The sequence below is a fragment of the Kitasatospora sp. NPDC004799 genome (assembly GCF_040609095.1).
In the GTDB taxonomy this organism is placed as follows: Bacteria; Actinomycetota; Actinomycetes; order Streptomycetales; family Streptomycetaceae; genus Kitasatospora.
The window spans coordinates 1-11,436 of sequence record NZ_JBEXJK010000266.1; the positions used below are offsets into that span (position 1 = coordinate 1).

Sequence of the window (11,436 nt, forward strand, 5' to 3'; positions counted from 1 at the left end):
TCGAACCACGCGGCCCCATCGAGACCGAAGCAGCCCGCCGCCTCGCCGACGACCTCAAGCACCAGTAGTCACCCGATTACCCAACACTCTCTCAGCGGACCGCCGCCCGCTCGAGGGGTGCCTCAGGGGCCCGGGGCACCTCGTGGTCGGGTGCGGTGGGCCGGGAGCGCACCAGCAGGTAGACCGTCCAGAAGCTGAGCAGACCGAGCAGGATGAAGGCCGAGGCCACCGGGATCTGCAGGTCGGACGGCAGGTAGAGGGCGGCGAACCAGGACTTGTTCGACACCTTGACGATCGACAGGCTCAGGGCCACCACGCCCTGCGGGGCGAAGCTCAGGATGCCGAGCGTGATCAGGGTGCCGACGGCCGCGGCGCGGCCGCCGGAGAGGTCGCCCAGCCCGCCGGCCTTGGCCGTCGGGCCTTCGTCCCGCGGGCTCGCCTCCGCGACCCTGCGCACGCCCTTGCGCATCACGTCGAGGAACTCGGGCCCGCGGGTCTCCAGCCGGCGCTGGGCCGCCCGGCCCAGCGCCCAGGCGTACAGCAGGCCGGTGAGCAGGCCGACCGCCACCCCGGCCCAGCGCAGCGGCGCGGAGTGCAGGAGCGTGCCGGCCAGCACCACGCCCGCGGCGGGCGCGGCGCAGAACAGCTGGAGCAGCAGGACCACCAGGGTCTGCAGGCGGACCTGGTCGCCGCTCTCGTCGTTGAAGCCGTCCAGCGGGTTGCCGCCGGGCCGGTCGGGGAAGGGCGCGGCGCCGAGCACCGACATCAGCGGGATCAGGCCGGCCGCGCCGCCGAGCACCGCGGGCAGGGTGGCGAGCACCCAGGGCCAGGCCCAGCCGGCCGAGGAGGCGGCGGTCAGCGCCAGGGTCAGCACCAGGGCGACCGGGGCGACGACCAGCAGCCAGGTCACCTGCCGGGCCCGGACGTCGACCCGCTCGGCGCCCGGGACGACCAGGGTCAGCCAGATCGCGCCGGCGTCCAGGCCGTACAGGTTGGCGCACAGCGCGCCGGCGAACAGCGCGGTGACCACGCCCGTCCACGGCAGCATCACCGGGAAGCCGCTGAGCAGCGGGAGCAGGCCGGTGAACACGCCCGTCCACAGGGCGATCCGCAGGAAGCGGGCGCGGCGCGGGTCGCGCGCCCACAGCCGCAGCTCCTTGCCCGTCACGGCGCCGCCGGCGCTGTCCGGCAGCAGCCGGCGCCCGGTGCCGCGGGCGGTGGCCCGCTCGGCCTTGCCGCCGGCGGTGCCGCGCACCAGCTGGCGGGAGAGCAGGGCCGTCCAGGCGGCGAAGAGCAGCACGGAGACCGCGAGCAGCCCGCCCAGGGCGGCGGCGACCATCGGCCAGTCCGAGCGCCGGGCGGCGTCGACCGCGACGACCGACCAGCCCGAGGGCAGCGTCCGCACCACGGTGCCGGCGTCGGCGGCCCACTCGCCGGTGAACAGCTTGACGAAGAAGCCGATCGCGAACCAGCCGGTGTTGAGGAAGGCCACCACGAAGCCGACCACCAGCGAGGACAGCTCCCAGCCGAGGCGCGAGCGCACCACGCTGCCGAGGCTCTGCATGGTGAACTTCGACAGCACCACCACGAACAGCAGCTGGAGCAGGGCCCCGGGGACGGCCACCAGGGCGGGCAGCAGCCCCTGGAAGGCGCCGAAGACGATCAGCACGCTGAACGCGACCAGGCTGATCAGCGGGGTGATGCCGACGAATCCCGCGCCCAGCAGGCCGAGGGCCAGGGTGCGCGGGCGCAGCGGCACCAGCGTGAAGTAGTCGAGCCGCAGGGTCGCGTCGCCGCCGGTGAGCATCGGGCCGAGGGCCCAGCCGAGGGTCCACAGCAGCATCACCACGGCGAGGACGCCGAACCCGGCCTCGGGGACGGGGAAGTCCACCAGCCCCAGGAGCGCGGTGCCGACCGCGACCAGCCCGCCGAACACCGCCCCGAGGATCAGGCTCGCGGCCCGGGGGCCGGACATCGACCGCCGCAGGACGGCCAGCTTCATCCCGGTCAGGACGCCAACCACGACAGCCCCTCCGCTCCTCCGGTCCGGGCGCCGACCAGCTCGACGAAGACGTCCTCCAGGGTGCGGCCGGCCCGCACCTGGGACACCGTGCCGGCGGCCACCACGCGGCCCTTGGCGATCACGCCCACGTGGTCGCAGAGCTTCTCGACCAGGGCCATCACGTGGCTGGAGAAGACCACCGAGCCGCCGGAGGCGACGAAGCGCTGCAGGATGACCCGGATGGTCGCGGCGGACACCGGGTCGACCGCCTCGAACGGCTCGTCGAGGACCAGCAGCCGGGGGGCGTGCAGCAGGGCGGTGGCCAGGCCGATCTTCTTGCGCATCCCGGTGGAGTAGTCGATCACCAGGGTCTGCTCGGCCTCGGTCAGCTCCAGGACGGCCAGCAGCTCCTCGGCCCGCGCGTCCACCGTCCGGGCGTCCATGCCCCGCAACCGGCCCAGGTAGTGCAGCAGTTCGCGGCCGGTCAGCCGCTCGGGCAGCATCATGCCGTCGGGCAGCACGCCGACCAGCGACTTGGCGTGCACCGGGTCGCTCCAGACGTCGACCCCGAAGATCTCCGAGGTGCCGGCGTCCGGCCGCAGCAGGCCGACGGCCATCGACAGCGACGTCGTCTTGCCCGCGCCGTTGGGCCCGACCAGCCCGTAGAACGAACCGCTCGGCACCACCAGTTCGACGCCGTCCACCGCGGTGTGCGCCCCGAACCGCTTGCGCAGGCCCGACAGCCGCAGTGCCGGAGCACTCCCGTCGACCGGCGGACGGGACCCCTGCCCCACCGTAACTCGCACCGTTCCTCCCACCTCACCGGCGGCCGAGGCCGCTCACCGCCGCCTCGCTGCTCCGAGCGGCTCGTCATCGACAGTAGGGCGCGCCGAGCGGGGGCAGAATCCACCTGCGCCCCCATGAGGGGGTGGGTCTGGACCCACCCCTAGCCGGCGGACCCCTACCGAGGGGTACCCGCCGGCCGGTTAGGGGTTCAGCACCACACGATCCGCACATACCGTCCGACCGCAGGACCGTCCTGCTGACCACGCGTCGACCCGGCCGGAGGCGTACCGATGCCCACCCTGTCCGACAGCGAGCTGGACACCCAGCTGCGCACCACCCGTGCGGCCCTGAAGTCCGTGGGCGCGCTCGGCGACCTCTACGCCCAGCTGCTGCTCGGCCAGGAAGACCCGTACCCGCTCTACGAGCGCATGCGCCCGCGCGGGCCGCTGCAGCGCAGCATGGTCGGCACCTGGCTGGTGGTCGACCGCGCGCTGGCCGACGAGATCCTGCGCGACCGGCGCTTCGGCCGCCGCACCACCAAGGGCGAGTGGCCCGAGGGCCCGTCCGACTTCGACAACTCCTTCCTGGCGATGGACCCGCCCGAGCACACCCGGCTGCGCAGGCTCGCCACCCCGGCCTTCGGCCCGCGCGCGGTGGCCGCGTTCCGGCCCGAGGTCGAACGGGCCTGCCACGACCTGCTGGACGCCGTCGACACGTCCGAGCCGTTCGACCTGATGGACGCCTACGCCAAGCAGGTGCCGGTGCGGGTGATCGGCGCGCTGTTCGGCGTCCCGCCCGAGGAGCGGCAGCGCTTCGACGAGCTCTCCCGGGGCCTGAGCCTGGTCCTGGACGGCGTGGTGTCGCTGGCCGAGGCGAAGGAGCTGCAGGCCGCGGTGGACGGCATGAACGAGCTGTTCGGCGAGCTGCTGGAGCTGCGCCGGCGCGCCCCCGGCGACGACCTGGTGAGCCGGCTGCTGGCGGACGTCGACGCCGAGCGGCTGACCGCCGGGGAGCTGGTCGCGATGTGCGGGATGCTGGCGCTGGCCGGCACCGAGACCACCGTCAACCTGATCGGCAACGGCACCCTGGCCATGCTGACCGACCGCGAGCAGTGGGAACAGCTCATCGCCGACCCGGAGTTGGCGCCGCGCGCGGTGGAGGAGGCGGTGCGCCACGACACCTCGGTGCTCCTGCAGAGCCGCTTCGCGCACCAGGAGATCGAGATCGCCGGGCGGCGGCTCCCGGTCGACGCCCAGGTGGTGATCCTCACCGGCGCCTGCAACCGCGACCCCGCCGCGTACGCCGACCCCGGCCGCTTCGACCTGCACCGCACCGGCGAGCCGGACCACATCTCCTTCTCCAGCGGCATCCACTACTGCCTCGGCGCCCCGCTCGCCCGGCTGGAGGGCGAGGTGGCCTTCCGCGTCCTGGTGGAGCGTCTGCCGGGCCTGCGGCCGGCCGGGCCGGTCGTCCGGCGGCTGTCGCCGTTCATCCGCGGCCTGCGCGCCTTCCCGGTGACCGCCTCCTGAGCCGTCCGCCACGGCCGCGGCCCCGCCGGACGTCCGTCCGGCGGGGCCGCGGCCGTGCTGCGTCAGTCCCGCTCGGCGCCCGACGCCCTCAGGTGGTCGGCGAGTTCGCGCGGCGTCGGCATGGTGAAGACGTCCGCCAGGCTCAACCGGGCCCCCAGCCGCTCCTCGATCTGCTGCACCAGCTGGGCGCCGAGCAGCGAATGGCCGCCGCTGGTGAAGAAGTTGGAGTCGGCGGTGAGGTCCGAGCGGGAGAGCAGCGACGCCCAGAGCGCCACCAGCGTGCCCAGCAGCCCCTCCCCCTCGGCGGCCGGCCCGCCCGGTCCCGCGGCGGCGGCGCGCCGCTCCTCGGCGATCCGGGCCAGCCGCGGGTAGTCGACCTTCTCGGTGACGGTCTTGGGCAGTTCGTCGAGCAGCACGAAGTCGTGCGGCACGGCCGCCCGGGGCAGCCGGTCGCGGGCGTGCGCCCAGAGCCGTTCGCCGATCCCGCGGACCGACTCCGCCGTCTCCTCCGGGCCCTCCCCGGGCTTGCGCGGCACCTCGACGAAGGCCACCAGCAGTCCGTCCGCGCTGGTGTCGCCGACCACCACGACCGCCGCGCCCTCGGCCTCCGGGTGCTCGGCCAGCACCGCCTCGACCTCGCCGAGCTCGATCCGGTTGCCGCGCAGCTTGATCTGCCGGTCCGCCCGGCCGAGCAGCTCCAGGGTGCCGTCCGGGTTCCAGCGGGCCTGGTCGCCGGTGCGGTAGTACCGCCCGTACACCGGGTGCTCGCGGAACTTCTCGGCCGTCAGCCCGGGCCGCCCGTGGTAGCCGAGGGTGACCCCGGCGCCCGCGATGCACAGCTCGCCGCGCAGCCCGATCGGCAGCTCGCGCCCCGCCGGGTCGGCGACGAAGACCCGGGTGTTGCGGATCGGGCGCCCGACCCCGATCCGCTCCGCCGACTCCACCACGGCGCCGGTGGACCACACGGTGGTCTCGGTCGGCCCGTAGAGGTTGCGCAGCTCGGCGCCGGTGGCCAGGAGCCGCCGGGCCAGCGCGGGCGGCATCGGCTCACCGCCGCAGACCAGCCGGCAGCCCGCCAGCTCGCCGGCCGCCTCGTCCAGGACCAGGCGCCAGGTGGTGGGGGTGGCCTGGATGACGTCCACCCGGTGGCGGCGCAGCACCTCGACCAGCGCCCGGCCGTCCGTCCTGGCCCGGTCGGGGGCGACCACCAGGCGCCCGCCGGTGAACAGCGGCAGGAAGAGGTCCATCACCGACATGTCGAAGGCGAAGGTGGTCATCCACAGGCCGCCGTGCTCCGGCGTCAGGCACAGCTCCTCGCGGAAGTGCGCCACCAGGTTGGCCAGGTTGGCGTGGCTGACCAGGGTGCCCTTGGGGCGGCCGGTCGAGCCGGAGGTGTAGATCAGGTACGCGCGGTCCCCGGGCGCGCCCACGCCGTCCAGCGGCAGGGACGGGTCGGCCGGCGGGGCGTCCTCGGCCCGCACCAGCGGGACGGCGGTGCGCGGCCGCCCGTCCGGCGCGGTGCCCTCGGGCAGCGTGGTGCCGGGGCCGGTGAGGACGGTCCGGGTGCCGGAGTCGGCCAGGGTGTCGGCGACCCGGTGGTCCGGGTGGTCGGGGTCGATCGGCAGGTAGGCGGCGCCGGCCAGCCAGATGCCGAAGACGGCGGCGACCAGGTCGGGGCCGCGCCGGGCGCACAGACCGACCACCTCGCCGGGCGTCACGCCGTGGGCCCGCAGGGCGTCCCGGGTGGCCACCGCGGCGTTCCACAACTGCCGGTAGGTGACGGTCCGTTCGCCGTCCAGGACGGCCGGGGCGTCCGGGGTCAGGGCGGCGTGGCGGGCGACCGCGACCGGGACGGTCGGCGGGACGTCCGTCCGCCCGGTGCGGTTGGCGGCCTCGATCAGCGCGGTGTCGGCGGCGCCGCGCAGCGGATGCTCGCCGACCGGGCGGTCCGGGTCGGCGCCGAGGGCGACCAGCAGTGCGTCGTAGCGCTCCAGCAGCTGCCCGACCTCGGCGGCGGTGTGCACCTCGGTCGAGTAGCGGCCCTTGACCCGCAGCGCGTCGGCGCCCGGGGCGACGACGAACTCCAGGTCGAACTTGCTGGTGCCGTTCTCGACGCTGACCCCGGCGGTCTCCCGGCCGGCGATGGTGAACGGCGAGAGCCCGCCCCCGGGCACGTAGTTGAACAGGTGCCGGAAGGCGGTGGTGCGCCAGGAGCCGCCGGTGCGGGGCAGTTCGGGCAGCATGAGGTCGATCGGGACGTCGGCGTGCGCGAGCGCGTCGAAGTAGCCCGTCCTGGCCCGCGCGACCAGGTCGCGGAAGCTCCCGGCGAGGTCGACCGGCAGGCGCAGCGGCAGCACGTTGACGTGGTAGCCGACGGCCCGCGCGGTCTGCGGGCCCCGGATGTTGACCGGGGTGCCGACCACGATGTCCGGCCCGGCGCCGTGCCGGGCCAGCAGCAGGTCGTAGGCGGCCAGCAGGACGACCGCCTCGGGGGCGCGCAGCTCGCGCTGGAGCCGGGCCAGCGCTCCGGCCGCCTCCGCCGACAGCACCCGCTCGACGTGTCCGCCGGCCAGGGTGGGCTCGGGCACGTCGGCCTCGCCGAGCCACAGGTCGAGCTCGTCGGCCCGGTAGCCGGCCAGGCTGCGGCGCCAGAACTCGACGCTCTGCGCGGTGGGCTCGGCCGTCGTGGCGACGGGCACCTCGCGCAGCAGCTCGGCCGGGGGCTGCCGCCCGGCCGCGGACGCGTCGTAGGCGGCGGCGAGCTCCTCGAACAGGACGGTCGCCGAGATGGTGTCGAAGACCAGGTGGTGGGCGGCGACGCACACCACGTCGCCCCCGGGGGCGGTCAGGTGCTTGAGCCGCACCAGCGGACGGTCCGTCACCGCGAAGGAGTGGGCGGCCAGCGCGGTCAGCTCCGCGTCGACCCCGTCCTCAGCGACCTGCGCGTACTCCGGCCCGAAGGCCACCTCGGCCGCCGGCAGGACCTGGCGCAGCAGCCGGCCCTCCCGCACCTCGAAGGCGGTCCGCAGGACCTGGTGGCGGCGGACCAGCAGCCGGCCGGCCTCGGCCACCGCGGCCGGGTCGAGCGCGGTGCCGACCCGGAAGGCGACCGCGATGGTGTTGACGCCCGTGCCGGGGACCAGCCGGTCCATCAGCCACAGGGCCTCCTCCTTCGGCGTGACCGCGGTCGGGGCGGCGGCCGGGGCCCGCTCCGGCCCGTCGGCGCCGTTCTTGCGTACCAGGCGTCGCATGCCGGGCCCTCCTAGCGCGCCGCGAGCAGGTCGGACACCGCGGCGGCGACCTCCGGCCGGCGCAGCAGGTCGTGCCGGTCGATGGCGAACGGGACCTCCCGGGCGCCCAGGTGCAGCCCGTTGACCGGGGTGTCGGAGCTGACCACGGTGGAGGTGCTGACGTCCCGGGCGGTCGCCACCTGCGTCGCGGCGACCAGGTAGGCGAGGTAGGACTCGAACAGGGCCATCAGCTCGGCGCGGCGGGCGGCGTCCAGGCCCACCCGCTCCAGCCCGGTGGAGCCGTACTCGCGGTACAGCTCGACCAGCGCGGCGCCCACCACGACCGGGTCGCTCTCGCTCTCCTGTACCTGGTGCCCGGCGAGCTGGGCCGCCTGGACCTCCTCGGGGGCGAGCACGCCGGCCAGCCTGTCGACCAGCTTGTGGTACTGCCAGTACAGGACGAACGGGCTGACCGGCTCGGGGTCGAACAGCACCGTCACCGGCGGCCGGCCCTGGCGGGCGGCGATCCGCTCGCCGAGCGCCGAGCCGTAGATCCCGCCGACGCAGAAGCCGAGCACGCCGCGGACCACGGCGTCCCGGGGCAGCGCGTCCAGCCAGCGGTCCAGGTAGTCGTCGCCGCTCATGCCGGTCTCGTCGCCCGGCGCGGGCTGCAGGGTCTCCCAGACCGAGTACGGCCCGTCCAGCATCGGCGCCAGGTCGCTGAAGGCGCCCTCGGCCCGGCCGGGGGAAAAGAAGTCGACGGCGAGGACGAGGTCTGCCGGATCTCCGCTGTGCAGCACTCGCCAGGGGGTGTGCTCGGCCATGTGTGGTTCTCCAAGGGGGTGGGGAACGACGCGGATCCCGGTCGTTCCGCTGCGGTCAGGCTAGGGATCGGGGCGCGCTGCGGGCACCCCTGTCGGAGCCCCTACCGCCCCCGGCGCGGTGCGCCGGGGGCGTGCGGGCGGCGGGGCTCACGGCGGGGGCCGGGTCGGTCAGCCGGCCGCCCGGGCCAGCCGGTCGGCGATCCGGCGGTTGATGTCCTGCTGGTGGTGGGCCAGGAAGAAGTGCCCGCCCGGCAGGACGGTCAGCTCCGAACCGCCGGTGGTGTGCCGCTCCCAGGCGCGGGCCTCCTCGATGGTGGTCTTGGGGTCGTCGTCGCCGGTGAGCACGTGCACCGGGGCGGCGATCACGGCGTCCGGCTCGGGCCGGTAGGTCTCGATCGCGGTGTAGTCGGCGCGGATCGCCGGCAGGACCATCCGCAGCAGCTCCTCGTCGCCGAGCAGGCTGGAGTCGGTGCCGCTGAGCTGGCGCAGCTCGCGGACGATGCCCTCGTCGTCGCGCCGGTGCACCGTCTCGTCCCGGACGCAGGACGGCGCGCGGCGGCCGGAGGCGAACACCGCGGCCGGGCCGGCGCCCTCCCGCTCCAGGCGGCGGGCCACCTCGAAGGCCAGCACGGCGCCCATGCTGTGGCCGAAGAGGACCAGCGGGCGGTCGGCCCAGGGCGCGAGCGCGGCGTGGATCAGGTCGGCCAGCTCGGCGATGCTTTCGACGCACGGCTCGGTACGGCGGTCCTGGCGGCCCGGGTACTGGAGGCACAGCACGTCGGTGCGGTCGGCGAGGGCCGCCGACACCGGGTGGAAGAAGCTCGCCGAGCCGCCCGCGTGCGGGAAGCAGACCAGCCGGGTCGGGCTGTCGTCGTTCGGATGGAAGCGCCGGACCCACAGGGCGGCCTGGCTCATGGTCACGGACATCTCAGGGTGTTCCCCTCGTCGGTCCGCGTCCCCGGCGGTCGGGGCACGCGGAGGTTTTCCAGGACCCGGCCGGGGTTCGCGCGCTGCGGGCGCGGACCCCGGCCGGGTCGACGGTACGGCGGACGGGATCAGCCCGTACGGGAGACCAGCCAATCGCCCACCGCCGAGGCCACCGCCCCGGCGTGCTGCTCCAGCATCGAGTAGTGGTCCCCCGGGACGTCCACGACGGTGTGCGCGGGCTCCCAGCGGGACTGCCACCGGTGGTGCCCCCAGCCGGCCATCGGATCGGCGGCGCGGACCAGCAGCGTGTCGGCGCCGACCGGGTCCGGCTCCCACTTCTCCAGCAGCCGGAACCAGCCGCCCATCGCGGTCAGCCGGTCGTCGTCCATCGGCGCGAACACTCCGTCCCGCTCCACCATGCCGCCCATGAGTTCGGGCAGCAGCGGGGCCACCAGCTCACTGCCCGGCGCGTAGATGTCTAGCAGAACGAGCGCGACAGGGGGCACCCCTGTTTCCTCCAGGTACCGGGTCAGGGCGTGGGCCAGGACGCCGCCCGAGGAGTGGCCGACCAGGACGACCGGCCCGCCCTCGGCCAGCTGCGCGGTCTGCGCGGCCAGGGCCCGCACCGCCGCCTCCGGGGTGGCCGGCAGCGGCTCCCCGGTGCCGAAGCCGGGCGCCCGCAGCGCACCGACCCGGAACCGGCCGTCCAGCGCCGCGGCGAACCGGGCGTACTGGTGCGGGCCGGAGACGGCCGTCACCGACGGGAGGCAGACCAGGGTCGGCAGCCCCTCGCCCCCGGTGAGCCGGACGGGGGCCGGCAGGCGGTCCGCCTCCGCCGGGTCGGCGAAAGAGGGGCGGAACTCGGAGGCGGTCCGCAGCATCGCGGTGAACTCCCCGAGCCGCCCGGCCTCGGCGGCCTGACGGAGCATCGGGGCCAGCACGCCGGCGGCGGGCGCCGGAGCCTCGTCCTCCGCCTGCGCCTGCGCCGCCAAGTGGCCGGCGAGGGCGGCCGGGGTCGGGAAGTCGTAGATCAGCGCGGCCGGCAGCTGCCGCCCGGTCAGGGCGGTGAGCCGGTTGCGCAGCTCCACGGCGGTCAGCGAGGCGAAGCCCTGCTCCAGGAAGTCCCGCTCCGGGTCGACGGCCTCGGCCGAACGGTGGCCGAGCACCAGCGCGGCCTGCGTCCGGACGGCCTCCAGCAGGACGGCGGGCCGGTCGGACGGGCCGGCCTCGGCCAGCCGGCGGGCCAGCGCGGCGGCCGCGTCGTGGTCCGGCGCGGCGGGCCGGTCGTCCCGGTCGCGGTCGGCGGCGGGGCCGGTCAGGGCGGCGAGCAGCGGGGCGGTCGCGCCGGGGCGCAGGGTGCGGGCGAGCGCGGTCCAGTCGGCCTCGGCCACCACCAGCCCGTGCTCGCCGAGCGTGACGGCGTGGCCGAGGGCCGCGATCGCCGCGTCGGCGGTGCCGTCGAGGACCACCGTCCGCAGCCGTCCCTCCCGCGTCCCCGCGTGGGCGACGGCGTCCAGGTAGGCACCGGAGACGGCCGCGAGGGCCTGTCCGGCGCCGCCCCACACCGAACCGCCCGGCAGGCAGAGCACCTGGGCGGCCGGGCCCGGCCGGCCGGCCGGCAGCGCGGTGGCGGCGGCGACCGCCTCCGCCAGGGTCCGCGCGTCCAGCCCGTCCAGCGCGAGCGGTTCGGCCCGCTCCGCGAGGTGCAGCAGCGTGCCGGCCGGGGTGCCGGCCTCGGCCAGCCGCGCCAGCGGCTCGCCGGCGGCGGCGGGGTCGAGCGGTCCGTGCACCGGCACCGCGCCGCGCTCGGTCAGCCAGCGGGCCAGCGCCTCGCGGCGGGCGTCCGTCGCGCCGGTGAGCAGCACCACGCCCTCCGGCTGCCAGGCCGCGGCCTCGGCCGCCAGGCCGAGCGGGGCCGGCACCAGGCGGCGGGCGAAGGCCCCGGCGGGCCGCAGCGCCACCTCGTCCTCCCCGGTGCGCCCGGCCAGGACGGCGGCCAGCCACTCCCCCGCCGGGCCGTCCAGCCGCTCGGGCAGGTCGACCAGGCCGCCCCAGCGCCGCGGGTGCTCCGCGGCGACCGCCTGTCCCCGTCTCTCAGGAGGCCGCCTGGCCTACCTGGAGTGAAGCCGGGACCGGAT

7 protein-coding genes are annotated in these 11,436 nt (G+C 76.0%); 1 reads left to right on the top strand and 6 read right to left on the bottom strand.

What is annotated here, in order from left to right:
- Nucleotides 1-91: 91 nt before the first annotated feature.
- Together ABZW03_RS27805 and ABZW03_RS27810 are read right to left on the bottom strand one after the other, a co-directional pair.
- A complete protein-coding gene (locus ABZW03_RS27805) occupies nucleotides 92-2,023 on the bottom strand; it encodes a hypothetical protein (RefSeq protein WP_355263838.1) in 1,932 nt (643 codons plus the stop codon).
- Complete coding sequence (locus ABZW03_RS27810) at nucleotides 2,008-2,808, bottom strand: ABC transporter ATP-binding protein (protein ID WP_355263841.1); 801 nt, start codon at nucleotides 2,806-2,808, stop codon at nucleotides 2,008-2,010. The genes ABZW03_RS27805 and ABZW03_RS27810 overlap by 16 nt, the downstream gene beginning before the upstream one ends.
- Nucleotides 2,809-3,078: 270 nt before the next feature.
- Here ABZW03_RS27810 and ABZW03_RS27815 point away from each other — a divergent pair, with 270 nt between their 5' ends.
- Nucleotides 3,079-4,317, top strand: coding sequence for a cytochrome P450 (locus ABZW03_RS27815; protein WP_355263844.1), 1,239 nt, complete (start codon nucleotides 3,079-3,081; stop codon nucleotides 4,315-4,317).
- Nucleotides 4,318-4,379: 62 nt separating this feature from the next.
- Here the strand turns inward: ABZW03_RS27815 and ABZW03_RS27820 are convergent, their stop codons facing one another.
- The 4 genes from ABZW03_RS27820 to ABZW03_RS27835 all read right to left on the bottom strand — a co-directional run bounded on the left by ABZW03_RS27820 (nucleotide 4,380) and on the right by ABZW03_RS27835 (nucleotide 11,259).
- On the bottom strand, nucleotides 4,380-7,568 hold the full coding sequence (locus tag ABZW03_RS27820; RefSeq protein WP_355263846.1) for an amino acid adenylation domain-containing protein: 3,189 nt from the start codon (nucleotides 7,566-7,568) through the stop codon (nucleotides 4,380-4,382).
- Between the two features lie 11 nt (nucleotides 7,569-7,579).
- Nucleotides 7,580-8,371 (bottom strand): hypothetical protein, encoded by a 792-nt coding sequence (locus tag ABZW03_RS27825; RefSeq protein WP_355263849.1) that lies wholly within the window; start codon nucleotides 8,369-8,371, stop codon nucleotides 7,580-7,582.
- 168 nt (nucleotides 8,372-8,539) lie between these two features.
- Complete coding sequence (locus ABZW03_RS27830) at nucleotides 8,540-9,298, bottom strand: alpha/beta fold hydrolase (RefSeq protein WP_355263852.1); 759 nt, start codon at nucleotides 9,296-9,298, stop codon at nucleotides 8,540-8,542.
- Between the two features lie 128 nt (nucleotides 9,299-9,426).
- Nucleotides 9,427-11,259: an alpha/beta fold hydrolase gene (locus ABZW03_RS27835; RefSeq protein WP_355263855.1), complete on the bottom strand. Its 1,833-nt coding sequence runs from the start codon at nucleotides 11,257-11,259 to the stop codon at nucleotides 9,427-9,429.
- Nucleotides 11,260-11,436 lie beyond the last annotated feature (177 nt).